Annotated in this window: 12 protein-coding genes; 6 read left to right on the top strand and 6 right to left on the bottom strand. The window is 44.2% G+C overall.

Going from position 1 to position 14,441, the window contains the following annotated elements; all coding sequences use genetic code 11:
* The first annotated feature begins 57 nt into the window (after window positions 1–57).
* Together ACHFJ9_RS17055 and ACHFJ9_RS17050 are read left to right on the top strand one after the other, a co-directional pair.
* On the top strand, window positions 58–1,413 hold the full coding sequence (locus tag ACHFJ9_RS17055; protein WP_005394729.1) for a cache domain-containing protein: 1,356 nt from the start codon (window positions 58–60) through the stop codon (window positions 1,411–1,413).
* Window positions 1,406–2,044 (top strand): response regulator transcription factor, encoded by a 639-nt coding sequence (locus ACHFJ9_RS17050; protein ID WP_161442258.1) that lies wholly within the window; start codon window positions 1,406–1,408, stop codon window positions 2,042–2,044. Before ACHFJ9_RS17055 ends, ACHFJ9_RS17050 begins: the two co-directional genes overlap by 8 nt.
* Before the next feature lie 40 nt (window positions 2,045–2,084).
* On the opposite strand, the gene ACHFJ9_RS17045 is transcribed toward ACHFJ9_RS17050, so the two are convergent.
* On the bottom strand, window positions 2,085–2,561 hold the full coding sequence (locus ACHFJ9_RS17045; protein WP_031780419.1) for a MarR family winged helix-turn-helix transcriptional regulator: 477 nt from the start codon (window positions 2,559–2,561) through the stop codon (window positions 2,085–2,087).
* A 387-nt stretch (window positions 2,562–2,948) separates the two neighbouring features.
* Here ACHFJ9_RS17045 and ACHFJ9_RS17040 point away from each other — a divergent pair, with 387 nt between their 5' ends.
* Together ACHFJ9_RS17040 and ACHFJ9_RS17035 are read left to right on the top strand one after the other, a co-directional pair.
* A complete protein-coding gene (locus ACHFJ9_RS17040) occupies window positions 2,949–4,520 on the top strand; it encodes a BCCT family transporter (protein WP_005394723.1) in 1,572 nt (523 codons plus the stop codon).
* A gap of 230 nt (window positions 4,521–4,750) precedes the next feature.
* Window positions 4,751–6,634: a methyl-accepting chemotaxis protein gene (locus ACHFJ9_RS17035; protein WP_114323220.1), complete on the top strand. Its 1,884-nt coding sequence runs from the start codon at window positions 4,751–4,753 to the stop codon at window positions 6,632–6,634.
* Between the two features lie 70 nt (window positions 6,635–6,704).
* On the opposite strand, the gene ACHFJ9_RS17030 is transcribed toward ACHFJ9_RS17035, so the two are convergent.
* The gene (locus ACHFJ9_RS17030) at window positions 6,705–7,424 is read right to left on the bottom strand and encodes a 3'-5' exonuclease (RefSeq protein WP_080955984.1); all 720 of its coding nucleotides are present in this window, start codon (window positions 7,422–7,424) and stop codon (window positions 6,705–6,707) included.
* 8 nt (window positions 7,425–7,432) lie between these two features.
* Window positions 7,433–9,322 (bottom strand): DUF294 nucleotidyltransferase-like domain-containing protein, encoded by a 1,890-nt coding sequence (locus ACHFJ9_RS17025; protein ID WP_005396868.1) that lies wholly within the window; start codon window positions 9,320–9,322, stop codon window positions 7,433–7,435.
* Between the two features lie 318 nt (window positions 9,323–9,640).
* Here ACHFJ9_RS17025 and ACHFJ9_RS17020 point away from each other — a divergent pair, with 318 nt between their 5' ends.
* Window positions 9,641–10,282 (top strand): porin family protein, encoded by a 642-nt coding sequence (locus tag ACHFJ9_RS17020; protein WP_301948729.1) that lies wholly within the window; start codon window positions 9,641–9,643, stop codon window positions 10,280–10,282.
* An 82-nt stretch (window positions 10,283–10,364) separates the two neighbouring features.
* On the opposite strand, the gene ACHFJ9_RS17015 is transcribed toward ACHFJ9_RS17020, so the two are convergent.
* The 3 genes from ACHFJ9_RS17015 to ACHFJ9_RS17005 form a co-directional block, all read right to left on the bottom strand.
* Window positions 10,365–11,555: an amino acid aminotransferase gene (locus ACHFJ9_RS17015; protein ID WP_012841647.1), complete on the bottom strand. Its 1,191-nt coding sequence runs from the start codon at window positions 11,553–11,555 to the stop codon at window positions 10,365–10,367.
* A gap of 331 nt (window positions 11,556–11,886) precedes the next feature.
* Window positions 11,887–12,186, bottom strand: coding sequence for a hypothetical protein (locus ACHFJ9_RS17010; protein WP_074191498.1), 300 nt, complete (start codon window positions 12,184–12,186; stop codon window positions 11,887–11,889).
* A gap of 245 nt (window positions 12,187–12,431) precedes the next feature.
* Window positions 12,432–12,662: a hypothetical protein gene (locus ACHFJ9_RS17005; protein ID WP_005396877.1), complete on the bottom strand. Its 231-nt coding sequence runs from the start codon at window positions 12,660–12,662 to the stop codon at window positions 12,432–12,434.
* A 259-nt stretch (window positions 12,663–12,921) separates the two neighbouring features.
* On the opposite strand from ACHFJ9_RS17005, the gene ACHFJ9_RS17000 reads away from it, so the two are divergent.
* Window positions 12,922–14,343 carry a PLP-dependent aminotransferase family protein gene (locus ACHFJ9_RS17000; RefSeq protein ID WP_395217395.1) on the top strand — a complete coding sequence of 474 codons (1,422 nt, stop codon included), beginning with the start codon at window positions 12,922–12,924 and terminating at the stop codon, window positions 14,341–14,343.
* Window positions 14,344–14,441: the final 98 nt, after the last annotated feature.

The following is a 14,441-nucleotide window of genomic DNA, read 5'->3' as shown; positions in this document are numbered from 1 at the left end:
AGTTATTTGTGCTGCTAAGATAGTGAGCTGTAAAGCAGCGTTTCATGGAGGAAAGGGATGCCTCTCAAAGCAAAGTTAATTCTGCTGACATTGATACCCGTGGTATTGGTGTCAGCGAGTATCAGTTGGATTTCTATCTATCAAACCAAGACTCTTGGCAAAAGAGAGGTAGAGATCTTTCATCAAAACCTGATCCAATCAAAAGAGGCGGCGCTCAAAGACACGGTCGACGTCGCCTTTGACTCCATTTCTTATATCTACAACGATCCAACCTTAGAAGAGAGCGTTGCTAAAACACGCGTGAAAGCGATTCTAAACCGTTTAAGCTACGGAGCAGACGGCTACTTTTTTGCTTACGATAAATACGGCACCAACCTTGTACATCCTGTTCTTCCAGAGCTAGTCGGGGAGAACTTACTCTATCTTGAAGACGAGAATGGCGATCGTCTAATTGAAGCTTTGTTGTATCAAGCTCAATCAGGTGGCGGATTTCATCAGTACCTGTGGCAAAAGCCATCTACGGGTGAAGTCGTCCCAAAGCTTAGCTACGCCGCATGGCTCGATAAGTGGGAATGGATGATAGGGACAGGGCTCTATATTGAGGACGTCAGCCAAGAAGTTGCCAATATGCGTGCTGCGGTGAACAAAAATATCGAAACGACTTTTTTCTCGGTCGTCGTGATCTTAGCGGTGACCGTTGCTGTAATTATCGTTCTCACTTTAGCGATCAATTTGCATGAACACCGTCTTGCCGATAAAAACCTTAAAGAGTTGGCACATAAAACCGTCATGTTTCAAGAGGATGAGAAAAAGCATCTAGCGAGAGAGTTGCATGATGGAATCAACCAGTTGTTAGTTTCTAGTAAATGTCATTTGGATTTAATGAGTCATAGACTGGAAGACGAAAAACTCAAGTCCCACTTAGACAAATCGCAACGCTCATTAGTCACCGCGATAAATGAAGTAAGGCATATTTCTCATCAACTTCGCCCTAGCGCCCTTGATGATATCGGCTTAGAGGCGGCACTGACCACTTTACTGCAAGACTTTCACTCTCACTCTGGGATTGATATAGAAAGTAATTTTGATACTCAGCAGTACAAACTGACGTCGGAAGTCGCGACGACCTTGTATCGTGTTGCTCAAGAGTCTTTGAACAACATCGAAAAACACGCAAGAGCGAAAAAAGTGACGGTTACTTTGCAAAAAATGGGCAATATGCTGCAATTACTCATACGTGACGACGGTGTTGGCTTTGTGGTTAACCAAGCAGTGCACCAACAAGGGATTGGGTTAAGGAACATGCAAGAGCGTGTAGAGTTCATTGGTGGTGAGTTTGAACTGATGAGTGAGCTTGGTTTAGGAACAGAGATTACCGTGCTGCTTAATTTGGATGAATTAGTTTATGGATAAACCGATTAGTGTGGTGATTGTTGATGATCATCAAGTGGTCTTAGATGGCTTCATGGCTCGCTTGGAGTTAGAGCCTGACATTGAAGTGGTCGGTACGGCAAGCAATGGGCTGGAAGCGATTGAAGTCGCAAAGCACCTTCAGCCTGATGTCATCTTGATGGACATTAGCATGCCGATAATGAACGGTATTGAAGCGACAGGGGTAATTAAAGAAGAGCGACCAGAGAGCAAAATACTTATGCTGACCATGCACGATAACCGTGAATACATCATGAAGGTCATGCAAGCTGGCGCAGTAGGGTACATGCTCAAGGAAATCTCGGCCGAGAAAATGGTGCAAGCAATAAAAACGGTGAATCAAGGTTCAACGTATTTCTGCGAGTCTGTCACACAAACGCTTTTTACCCAAGAGGTGGTGCCAGTCACTCAAAAAACGAATCCACTTAGCCGCAGGGAAGAAGCGGTGCTTAAATTAGTCGCTCAAGGAAACAGCAGTAAGAAAATCGCCACACTACTTAACATTAGCTACCGAACGGTAGAGACGCATCGCCACAACATTAAGCACAAGTTGGATTTACATTCGACGGCGGAGCTAGCGAAATATGCGTTTGAAACAGGGTTAACGGAGTAGGAGAGTAGTGCCCGCAAAAAGCGAGCACGTGAGAGCGAAATTAATCGACTTTTGTAATGCTGCCAAGCTCGAGCATTGGAGCGACATCGATATCCTCTGCATTCATCATTGTTGAGATGCGTTGAACGGAAGATAGCAGCAGAGACTGCTCCCATTCTTCCAATTTTTGGAATCGATTAATGAAGTGTTCCTGCAATGGCGTTGGTGCTTGCTTTAGGGCTTCTTGGCCTTTGCTCGTAAGTACAGCATGCACTTTACGCTTGTCTTGAACACTGCGTTGACGCTCAACAAACTGGCCTCGTTCTAGTCTATCTAGAATGGTCGTTGCGGTCGCTTGGCTCATGTTAGTGTGGCTAGACAACTGTTTAATCGTTACGTTATCTAACTCATTGATAGCACGCATCAAAATCAACTGTGGAGCGGTCAATCCAGACTCTTTGCTCAGCTTTTTAGAATGTAAATCAATAGCGCGGATGATCTGACGAATCGAGACCAATACTTCTTCGTACTTTTCCAATTTATTCATCCAGTCTGTAGGGAACATTTATCGAGGCGACACTAACTTAAATGCGCCCTTATTTAAAGGGGTGGAATCAAAAATTACCACTACAATTTTAAGTAGTGTCTCCAATTTCATTTTGTCGCGTCGTGTAGACAAAATAAGAAGACCTAAAATTATTATAGCAATAAATGTTTGTGGTCTAACTATTGCGGTAGTGGTTTATCCTTTTAAAGGCGGAAATTGCTGAGTGAAAAGTAAGTTATTGGATTTTTTCATAGCAAAAAGATAGACAAAAACGTGTCAAATGATAGGATCTTGCGCCTTCACGGAATGTAAAACGTATCGTGTTCGAAAGATTTTTTTGTTTGGTACGTAAAAACAGTACAAAAATAGAGAGGAACGATGACAAAGGGTATAGATAAGTACAGTATCGATAGTACCGACTATACGGTAGGTCAAGACAACGTTCAAAAATGGGGTTTTGATGTTCATAACCCAGTTTTTGGTATTAGTGCAGGTTTAATTGCGCTGTTTCTTGTCGCTGCATTAGTTCTAGATGCACATACCGCAAAGACGGCACTTGATGGGCTGAAATGGAAGATCATTGGTTCATTCGATTGGTTGTTCATTATTGCAGGTAATATTTTCGTTATTTTCTGTTTGGCACTTATCGTTTCGCCAATGGGTAAAATCCGCTTAGGTGGTAAAGACGCTGTTGCCGATTACTCGTTCATGTCATGGCTTGCAATGCTATTTGCGGCTGGTATGGGTATCGGTTTAATGTTCTGGAGTGTCGCAGAGCCTGTCGCTTACTTCACTGGTTGGTATGAGACGCCACTCGGTGTTGAAGCAAATACACCAGAAGCAGCGAGATTGGCACTGGGTGCGACGATGTTCCACTGGGGTCTTCACCCATGGGCAATTTACGGTGTTGTAGCACTTTCTTTAGCATTCTTTGCCTACAACAAAGGTTTACCGCTGTCTATGCGCTCGATCTTCTACCCGCTTCTGGGTGATCGCGCGTGGGGCTGGGCTGGTCATATCGTGGATATCTTGGCCGTTCTTGCGACTTTGTTTGGTCTTGCAACGTCACTGGGCTTAGGTGCACAACAAGCGGCAAGTGGTATTCATCACGTATTTGGTGTTGAGCCAGGCCTTGGCCTACAAATCGTCGTCATTACCGTTGTAACTTTGCTTGCTGTTGTTTCAGTGGTACGTGGTATTGATGGTGGCGTTAAAGTCATTAGTAACATCAACATGGTTGTGGCGTTCTTGCTACTGATTCTTGTTGGTCTTATCGGTTGGGCGGCGAGTTTAGGCTCGATTCCAACCACACTTATGGCATACGTAGAGAATATTATTCCGCTAAGTAACCCGTTTGGTCGTACAGATGAAGCATGGTTCCAAGGCTGGACAGTATTCTACTGGGCTTGGTGGATTTCATGGTCACCATTCGTAGGTATGTTCATTGCGCGTGTTTCTCGCGGTCGTACCGTTCGTGAATTCATTACAGCCGTTCTACTGGTTCCAACCGCTGTTACGGTTGTTTGGATGTCAGTATTTGGTGGTCTAGCGATCGAGCAAGTTGTTGATAAAGTAGGTGAGTTGGGCACGAATGGTTTGACTGACGTTTCACTTGCTATGTTCCAAATGTTCGATGTTCTTCCATTTGGTAGCATGCTTTCAATCATTGCTGTTGTGTTGGTACTTGTGTTCTTTATCACGTCTTCTGACTCTGGTTCACTTGTTATCGACAGCATCACAGCGGGCGGTAAAGTCGACGCTCCTGTACTTCAACGTGTTTTCTGGGCATTTATGGAAGGTGCAATTGCGGTTGCTCTACTGTGGATTGGTGGCTCAGAAGCGGTTCAAGCGCTTCAGGCAGGTGCAATTTCTACAGCACTACCGTTTACCTTCATTCTTCTTGCAATGTGTGTGAGCTTATTGATGGGTATGAGAACAGAACGTCAATAACTCAGGCATTTTATAAATCTGTCTGAGTAACAAGTAATCAAAAGGCCAGCATTTTGCTGGCTTTTTTTGTGCGGTTTTTATGACGGTGAGACAAAAAAATGACACATGAAAGTTCATATTTTACAAAGAGTTAATGTGCTATTTTGTTTTTTAAAAATTAGTGAATAGTCGTGAAAAAGTGTGTAATATTCACACACCTTAACTGTTCTCCCAACTCAAAAACTATAAATATGAAATTATCATTAAAACAAAAGCTTATTGGCGCAAGCCTTTCTGCTGTTGTTGTGATGGCAACAGCACTTACTTGGTTGTCGGCTGGTCAATTATTTGATCAGACTCGTTCAGGTGTCTATTCACGTGCGCAAAGTCTAAGTACTACTGCGTCAGAAGGAATTTCTGATTGGGTCAATATCCGTAAAGATATTGCTACCGCATTCAACGACTACTCGACAGAGCAAGACGTTGTCCCTTTCCTACAACAAGCTCGCAAGGCTGGTGGCTTTGATGACATCTTCCTTGGTACACCAAACGGTGATATGTATCGCTCTCACCCTGAGCGTAACCGTGCTGATTACGACCCTCGTACTCGTCCTTGGTACAAAGATGCTAACGCCGCAGGTAAGCAGATCATCACAGCTGCATATCAAGATGCAATCACTAACGCGCTGCTTGTAACCATTGCTGAGCCAGTAATGAAAAATGGTCAGTTTGTTGGTGTTGTTGGTGCAGATGTACTGATCGATCAGCTTATCAGCGACGTGATTAACCTAGATGCAGGTGAAAATGCGCATGCGATGTTAATCGATATGAACGAAGGTACGTTCCTAGCGCATCCAGATAAAAGCTTAACGCTTAAGCCTATCACCAGTGTTCTAAAAGACTTTTCAGAAGATGCAATCGAGCGCGCTGCAGATGAAGGTCGTATCGAAGATACGGTAATCAAAGGCAAAGAGAAGCTTTACTACTTTAATAAAGTACCTGGCACGCATTGGATGTTCGCGATTGAAATGGATCGCGCAACGGAAGAAGCTGGGCATGCGGTATTGTTACGTGACCTATTGATCACTGCAGTGATGATCACCATTGTGGTTATTCTTGCGGTATCTTGGTTGGTTGGTTTCTTGTTCCGTGACTTGAGCCGCGTATCAAATGCACTTGAGGAAATTGCATCTGGTGAAGGTGACTTAACGCAACGACTAGAACCACGCAGTGATGATGAAGTCGGTAAACTGGCTGAAAACTTCAACCGCTTTGTTGGCAACATGCACACGATGGTGACCAAGCTTAGCCACGTATCATCTGCGCTTTCAGAGCAAGCACGCACGACGGCACAGCAAGCTGAAGAGCGTAGTCAGCGTATCTCTTACCAGCAAGATGAGATCAACATGGTGGCGACGGCTGTGAACGAAATGGCAGCAGCGACACAAGAAATTGCAGGTAATGCAGATAGCACGGCAAGTAACTCAGAGGAAGCGGTTCAAGCTTGTTCACACGGTTCTAGCCAAGTGACTCAGACGCAAGGTTCTATCCAGAACTTGGCGCAAGAAGTTCAAGTCGCCACTGATGTGATTCAAGAGCTAGAAGCACACGGAAATAGCATCAATACGATTCTATCAACGATTCAAGGTATTGCTGAGCAAACTAATCTACTTGCACTTAACGCGGCAATTGAAGCGGCACGTGCAGGTGAACAAGGTCGTGGCTTTGCTGTGGTTGCGGATGAAGTTCGCGTATTGAGCCAACGTACTCATGCTTCAACGCAAGAGATTCAAGAAACTATCGAGATGCTACAGGGCACAACAGCGAAAGCGGTTGGCATCATGGGTGATAGCCGTCGTCTGGCTGACACCAGTGTTGATGATGCAAACGCGGCAGCAGCGAGCTTGACGCAAATCCATACTGCTGTTGAGCGCATCAGTGACATGGCAACGCAGATTGCATCGGCGGCAGAAGAGCAAGCATCGGTAACAACCGAGATCACGCGTAATACTGAAGGCATTCGTGACGTTTCTAACGAGCTGTCGGTAGAAGCTCATCAAGCAGCAGAACAAGCTGCCCACCTATCTGAGCTTTCACACGAATTAGAGCAAGAGATTCAACGCTTTAAGCTGTAATCGGGTACCGACCTAAATAAAAAGGAGCCATTTGGCTCCTTTTTTGATCGCTTATTAAGCTAGAAAGACGTTATAGCCAGAACTCACTGATCGGTTGCTCTTCGCTATAATGATGGGCGATTTGCGCTTGTAGCAGTTCTGCCGTAGCAATTGCATCGGTTAATGCATGGTGAGGGGTATAGTCTGGCAGACCATAACGGCGTCGAGATTGCGCTAGCCGAACCGATTCTGGCTTTTTCCCTTTTAAACGCTCCCAGAGTGAGCCAGAGCGTTTCTGTTGAATGGTTTCTTCAAGATGCAGCGTATCTATCACTGGAAATTCAATTCCTTCCCCTAAACGGCTTTTGAGTGCTTTATCCAGAAATTCTCTCTCGATACGACGATAATGCACAACAATGATTTTTCCGCTTAAGCATGGTAGTAGCTCGCTTAAGATGTCACCCAAGTCAGGTGCATCGATCAATTCACTGTGAGTAATACCATGTATGATTACTGAGTCTTCATCGAGTGCTCGCTGCGGGCGAACTTTCCAATGACGCGAATTGCGCAAAAAAATCCGCTTCAAGTTAAACGGCACTAAACCAATGGTAATGATGTCATGTTTTTCGGGGTTCAACCCCGTCGTTTCGAAATCTAGCGCGACGAACTCCACCTCAGACAGGGGGGTCTCTGGTGCAGGTGGTTTATTGCTATAAAACGCAATTAAATTCTCATCTTTAGCCATCTCCAACTTTTGTTCAAATTTCGTTGGCCACTGAATGGTTGGCTTCTGAAAGAGCTTTTTGATCATGTTCAACCTCACTTAAAGCTCTTATTCGCTTGGTAGCGGAACTTAAGGAAGTTCTGCCCATTGCTTAGGATTTGGAAAGCATCTTTTAGGTTGCGACGTTCAAATTCAGAGAGATTTTCTGGTTCGATATTGTTATCTGGGTCAATGCCTAATTCCACGTCCGTCGCTTGGTGACGAATACGCACCATGGAAATAAACTCTAGTGCGTCTTTTAAGTCTTGTGCACGACCTTTTGGCAAAATGCCAGCATCAATGATGTCGTCGAGACGCTCAAACGAATTCTGTGCGCGTGAGCCAACCGCCAGAGAGTGAACGCGAATTAAGTCGACCAGAGGAGCCGTACCACGACGTTTGAGGTTGATGGAGTTGTTGTGTCTGCCATCTTTCTCCATCACAAAGTCTTTAAAGAAGCCAAGTGGCGGCGTTCGGTTAAGTGCGTTGCGAGCCAGACAGGCTAAGAAGCGATTGTTTTTACGCGCACGACGAACAATAAAGCTGGTTAATTGTTCTGCCCATTTTAAGCGACCGTAAACGCCATCCAAATCGAAAAAGATGGACGCGTTGAGTAGCGCTTTCGGGTTCGGGTTATCAATCCAGTCAGCGAAGCACTCTTCCCACTCTGAACGAGTCATGCGCCATAATGGGTTGGTTGCCATAATATCGCCCGTACAATACTTGTAGCCACAGGCATCTAATCCATCACTGACGTATTTTGCTAAAGCTTCGAAGTACTTACCATGTTTCTCTTCTTGGTAGGTCTCATCTAGAATGATGGCGTTATCTTGGTCAGTCACCAACAGTTGCTCATCACGTCCCATTGAGCCAAGTGCAAGGAAACAATAAGGAATTGGTGGTGGGCCAAGCTCTTCTTCAGCCATTTCTAACAGACGCTGTTTGAAGCTTCGACCAATCACGGACATCGCACTGCCCACCATGTGTGAGTTGGCATCTTCGTTGACCAGGCGTACAAAGCTGCTTTTTACTTCTTCAGCAACAACTGCCAAATCTTCGATAGTCTGTTGTTGGAAAATGCTACTCACCAATAAGAGCGAGTTTTGTGATTCATAACGAACAATGTCGGTTGTTTCGATAATACCAATAGGCAATTGGTTTTTAACCACAGGCAGATGGTGCACGTTGTAACGCAGCATGGTTAACATTGCTTCATAGATGTAGGCATTGTGATCAAGAGACATGACTTCAGTGGTCATCACACTTGATACATCGTCCTGTGGAGACAAGCCTTCGGCTAACACACGGGTACACAAGTCACGGTCAGTAATAATACCAAGTACCGGAGACTGTGGGTCATCTTCGTCACGAACGAAATCTGGATCGACGATAAGTAGAGCAGATACGTTGTCATTCGCCATCTGCTGCGCGGCTTGCTGGATTGTTTGACCACGATCAATCGTATGAGCATCGCCAGTCAGCAAGGTTTTCACTTTCGATGTCGTCAGGTCATTGGCATCTTTGTTTTCTGAAATGGCTTGGCGTAAACGAGCACTATTTTCCACTTCGACAAAGTCTGCAAAGGAATCAAAGTTGTCGTATATCTCTTGGAAAACGTCACCAGGAATACAATAGAGCAGAGTATCTTCAATGGCTTTTACTGGAAAGCGTACTTTGTTGTTGGTTAGCATTCCCATTTGACCAAAGAGGTCACCTTCATCAAGACGGTTATAAAGCTCTCCTTTACGTCGATAAACTTCTACGACACCGCTTCGCACCACGTAGAGATCTTGGATATAGTCTCCAAAATGGATGATTGGGGTATCTTCTCGGTAGTACGAGATCTCGACGCTCTCTGTCACCTTGTTTAGTGTTTCTTCAGGGAGTTCATTGAACGGGGGGTACTTGGCGAGAAAGTTATAAATCTCGAGAAGTTCTGCATCCATCGAAGGTGCCTTTTAGTTCGCAAATAATAAAGTAATCTTAACTTAGTTTTAAAACAGAGTCTTATCTGAACCGTGATTTTCGTACTCAGTCATAAGATTCTGACATATCGCACGATAAGGAATCGGCATTTCTACTACTATATAGTCACTTAAAAGGTGAGCGGACGTGGTCGATATATTTTGGGCCAATGCTTGATTTAGAGGCATAGCAGATTTCAAATCGTTACCGCGTCTGTAAACTAAGTTATTTTTGTTGAACTAAGCCACTCAAGGTGATTTGGGGGCAGTGTTTAAATAATTCTCATGAAAGGAAGTCGAATGGTGAGAAGTTTATTGCTTGCGTCTTTAGCTGCTTTGCCAGCAGTAACTAGCGCGGCGGTCATGGACCAAGCAGAAAAATTTGGGTATGAACACATTCACTTGGATGTGGGTGCCGGAACCACAAATGAAGAGTGGTTAGATAATTCGAACGCGACCACAATTGGACTCGGTGGTAATTACTTATTTACTGAGAACTGGTTGTTTAATGTCGATTACTCGGCGCAGTTTTTCCATCCGGACGACTTTACTCTTCGCATTGACCGTTTGTTGTTTGGTGGTGGTTATCGTTATGGGATTACGGATCAAATCGATATCTACGGTAAATATGGAATAGGTGCAATCAAAGCGAAAGCGACGGACGATAAAACGGATAATACGTTATCTTCAGATAGTGAACTGCTTCAAGCCGTCACCGTTGGGGTGAATTACTTATTCAGTGAAAAACTTATTGCGACGGCCGAGGTGGAAGTTAACCGCAGTGATATCGTAGATGAGAACAATTTTAAGATAGGTTTTAACTACCAATGGCATGATGTTATTGGTACTGGTCTTTTTTATCAGTTTAGAGATACCGATTACAGCGGTGAGAGCTCTGATTATGTCAATGAAGTGGGGCTGAGTTTGAAGTTTGTCTACTAGCGGACTGGTTCATTTATTGGCAATAAATAAAAAAGGTCAGCTTATGCTGACCTTTCCTTTTAATAAAGTATGCGACTATCGATTATAAAACCGCTGCAATGCCTTTACATAGAGGACCCATATTTGACTTCGTCATACCAGCAACACTGATTCGGCCTGAACCGACGATGTAAATACCGAACTCTTCTTTCAGACGGTTTACTTGCTCTTTAGATAGGCCAGAGAAAGAGAACATACCATTTTGACGTTCGATGAAGCTAAAGTCTGCGTCCACACCTTCTGATTTTAGTGTCGCTACAAATAGTTCACGCATCTCTTGGATACGGTCACGCATTTCTGCTACTTCAGCTTCCCATTCCGCACGCATTTCGGCGTTGCCAAGAATGTGAGTCACGACAGCGCTGCCGTGCGCAGGTGGGTTAGAGTAGATAGAGCGAATAATGGCTTTAACTTGCGAAAATGCGGTTGTTGCGACTTCTTCTGATTCCGCTACTAACGTGAAGGCACCAACGCGTTCGTTGTAAAGGCCAAAGTTTTTCGAGAACGAGCTCGCGACTAGGATTTCTTTGTTGTACTTAGCAAAAGTACGAAGACCCGCCGCATCCTCTTCCACGCCTTTAGCAAAGCCTTGGTATGCGAAGTCAAATAGAGGAAGCAATTTCTTCTCTGCGACAAGTTTCGCCAATGTTTCCCATTCTTCAGCAGTTGGATCGATACCAGTAGGGTTGTGGCAGCAGCCGTGTAGAAGCACGATGTCACCTTCAGATGCAGATTGCAGATCGTTTAGCATTGCATCGAAGTCTTTGTCTTTTGTTTCTGCGTTGTAGTAGCTGTATTGTGCCGTTTCGATACCAGCGGCAGTAAATACGCCGTTGTGGTTTGCCCAAGTAGGGTTGCTGATCCAGATTTTTACATCGCCAAGTTGGCGTTTAATGAACTCACCAGCAACACGTAATGCACCAGTACCACCGGGAGCTTGAGCTGTTTTAGCGCGTTTTTCGTTTACAATTTCTGCATCAGAGCCGAAAAGCAGTTTTTGTACTGCAATGCCGTACTCAGCTGTGCCTTCGATAGTTAGGTAAGATTTGGTTTTTTCAGTTTCAACAAGCGCTGCTTCAGCTTTCTTTACTGTTGCAAGAACGGGGGTTTCGCCTTGCTCGTTTTTGTAAATACCTACGCCAAGGTTAATTTTGTCTGCGCGAGTATCTTTTTTAAACTCTTCAGTAAGGCCAAGAATAGGGTCAGCCGGAGCGGCAACTACTTTTTCAAACATAATCTTCATCCATGTTAATCGAAGGGGTGTGCTAACATTTATACCTTTCAGCAATATTGGTTACAACCGTTACTGAAAAGAAAACCTAAAAAAGTTGCGATTTGAAACAGAATTCTAACATAACTAAAGTTTTTGCCATGAAAACGTTTGGTAGGCACAGAGTTTGAAGGGGATTTATACCATGGTTGATGAAGTTTTGTTCACGTGCCAATCGTTTGACTTTAGTGCTTTGCGTTAGTGATTTACGTGGAGTGGCGATTACTAGTTGAGACAAAAACGCCCCACTAAAGGTGGAGCGTTTGCTTGTAAGACGTATAGAGGCCGATTGATGTTATTTCTTCAGATCGATTTCAGACTCAACCGCATTGGTTTCGATGTCTGGATTAGAAGAAAGTTTCTCAGTCGCCCAGTCGTTCATATGCTTTAAGATTGCTTTTAACGCGTGCTTCTCTGTTGGGACTTCCGCTTTTTCGACGTCGAGCTTTTGTTTCGGGTGTGTACCCGTCGCATCTTCCGCTACGTGTAGCCAATCTGGGTGCCAGTAATAAGGTTGGCCGGAAGGTGAACTCCAAGAATGTACGCCGTTGGATTCACCTTTGTATTTAATGTCTTCTTCGTTGTATTTCGCCATTATTGTTTTCTCTCATAATCCATGAGTTGAGGTGTGCATCACCATTACTATCTAAATGTAACAGATGTAATGAAAATTAATGTGATAACTATCGACTTATTTTGTCATTCGATAGCTACAGACGATGCGTACTTCTCATTCAGAAGAATTTATTATTTGGCAGGTTTTGGCTTTATCTGCGTTTAAAGCATACGACGATGGATTCGCCTACCTAACGCTATTCTTGAACGGTGATAGAGCCTAAACTACTCGTCATTCAAGTGTTTGAGAATCGCCGCTTTTGCATGCTCTTCTGTTGCGGCCTCTCCGTCAGGGACTTCAAGGTCAGCCTTTTTGTGCTCACCCAAAGCATCTTCAGCGATATGCAACCAATCAGGATGCCAGTAATAAGGGGTTGTGCCGCCAGGATGATCCCAGCTATGTACACCTTTATGTTTCCCGCGATAAGAGAGATCGTCCATTGTAAATACTTTCATCGCTTCCTCCCGGCTTAAAAGATAGATGTCTAAGTGGACTTAACACTCTCAGCTCTGTGGAATGCCTTGCTTTTCGGACAAGGCAAAGATTTAAGACCACTCGGACGTATCAGTAAAAGTATGGAACATAAATTCTCACTTCGTCGTCGAAATTGCTATTAACAAGCTTGATAAATTACGTTGCTAAATTGACTACTGCCATATCAGAATGCTGGCGCGAAGTATGCTATGGTGCGGCTGCAAGTGAAATGAGGGATACATGAATCGATACCGTCAATTGGCCGAATTGTTTAAGGCACAAATTCAGCAAGATACTTGGAGAGCAGGGGAGAAGCTGCCTTCAATACGCGTCACCAGCCGCAATCATTCCGTAAGTGCAGGTACGGTATTACAAGCCTATCAATTGCTAGAGGCGCAAGGTTGGGTGATAGCAAAGCCTCAATCTGGTTACTATGTGACTGCCGATCTTGAACGTCTCACCAATACGAATGGAATTAAAAGCAACAATACGCCATGCACTAAGTTGAATGATGAGTTGTATTCGTTTTTGAAGCACCAAGCAACATCGGATGTTGTTCATTTAGGCTCGGCGTTTCCGGATCCGTGTTTGTTTCCTTTGGAGTCGCTTAACCGTAATTTGGCCAGCTCGGGACGAAAAATGGGGCCGGATAAGTTGCTAGACAACCTACCTCCTGGTGCTGAGTCGTTAAGGCGACTCGTCGCTCAGAGGTATATTCATCATGGGATATCACTAACCCATGATGATGTGGTTATTACTTCCGGTGCGCTAGAAGCATTAAACTTGAGTTTGCAAGCGGTCACCCGACCAGGTGATACCGTCGTTGTCGAATCCCCAACGTTTTATGGCGCACTTCAAGCAGTAGAACGGTTGGGGCTCAAGGCTATAGAAATCAGTGTCGATGATGAGAGTGGGCATTCGCTTGAGCAAATCGAAGCAGCCTTTGCCAATGAAGACGTTCGGGCTTGTTGGTTAATGACGAACTTTCATAATCCAACCGGAGCTTCTTTGTCTGATGAACACAAACGATACATTGTTGAGTTAGCCAATCGATATGATGTGTATCTCATCGAAGACGATGTGTACTCTGAGCTGTATTTTTCTGACAAAAGGCCGAACTCATTGAAGACCTTTGATGAGCAAGAGCGTGTCCTTCATTGTGGTTCTTTTTCTAAGAGTTTATGCCCTGGATATCGCTTGGGTTGGGTGGTGAATAAGCGTTTTAACGAGACTATTCAAAAGCTCCAGTTAATATCGACATTGTCTGGGAGTGCCCCTATTCAGCAGGGGGTTGCACATTACTTACAAAACGACAGTTACGACAACCACCTGAGAAAGCTGCGTAAGACACTGCAACAACGTCAAGCTGACTTCGTGGATTTACTTGCAAAGCACATACCTAAAGAGGTTACCTATCAACGTCCTGATGGTGGTTACTTTCTTTGGCTGAAATTGCCAGATGGAATATCAAGTAAAGCGGTATATCAAGCACTATTGTCTGAGCAGGTTACTGTCGCTTATGGCAAACTCTTTTCGATAAGTGATCAATACGAAAACTATTTAAGACTGAATACATCGCTTCCTTTAGAAACGAGTTTAGAACGTGCTATCAAAAGGTTAGGTGATTTGCTTCGCGAATTACTCAGAATTGAAACTCATTAAACTGCTTAGTGTTTTTTTGCTCCAACTGTATCAGCGCCATTTTTGAAAATTATGCTTCAATCATTATTCAGGTCGACAGACCTTGGACGATTAAGCAG

Origin of the sequence: Vibrio sp. D3 (genome assembly GCF_043995865.1) — a bacterium.
In the GTDB taxonomy this organism is placed as follows: domain Bacteria; phylum Pseudomonadota; class Gammaproteobacteria; order Enterobacterales; family Vibrionaceae; genus Vibrio; species Vibrio diabolicus.
This window is presented reverse-complemented; position numbering and strand designations above follow the sequence as displayed.

Bases quoted from the DNA above. Each gene is read 5' to 3' on its own strand.
- ACHFJ9_RS17055 (WP_005394729.1), top strand. From the start codon at position 58: ATGCCTCTCAAAGCAAAGTTAATTCTGCTGACATTGATACCCGTGGTA.
- ACHFJ9_RS17050 (WP_161442258.1), top strand. From the start codon at position 1,406: ATGGATAAACCGATTAGTGTGGTGATTGTTGATGATCATCAAGTGGTC.
- ACHFJ9_RS17040 (WP_005394723.1), top strand. From the start codon at position 2,949: ATGACAAAGGGTATAGATAAGTACAGTATCGATAGTACCGACTATACG.
- ACHFJ9_RS17035 (WP_114323220.1), top strand. From the start codon at position 4,751: ATGAAATTATCATTAAAACAAAAGCTTATTGGCGCAAGCCTTTCTGCT.
- ACHFJ9_RS17030 (WP_080955984.1), bottom strand. From the start codon at position 7,424: ATGATCAAAAAGCTCTTTCAGAAGCCAACCATTCAGTGGCCAACGAAA.
- ACHFJ9_RS17025 (WP_005396868.1), bottom strand. From the start codon at position 9,322: ATGGATGCAGAACTTCTCGAGATTTATAACTTTCTCGCCAAGTACCCC.
- ACHFJ9_RS17020 (WP_301948729.1), top strand. From the start codon at position 9,641: ATGGTGAGAAGTTTATTGCTTGCGTCTTTAGCTGCTTTGCCAGCAGTA.
- ACHFJ9_RS17015 (WP_012841647.1), bottom strand. From the start codon at position 11,555: ATGTTTGAAAAAGTAGTTGCCGCTCCGGCTGACCCTATTCTTGGCCTT.
- ACHFJ9_RS17010 (WP_074191498.1), bottom strand. From the start codon at position 12,186: ATGGCGAAATACAACGAAGAAGACATTAAATACAAAGGTGAATCCAAC.
- ACHFJ9_RS17005 (WP_005396877.1), bottom strand. From the start codon at position 12,662: ATGAAAGTATTTACAATGGACGATCTCTCTTATCGCGGGAAACATAAA.
- ACHFJ9_RS17000 (WP_395217395.1), top strand. From the start codon at position 12,922: ATGAATCGATACCGTCAATTGGCCGAATTGTTTAAGGCACAAATTCAG.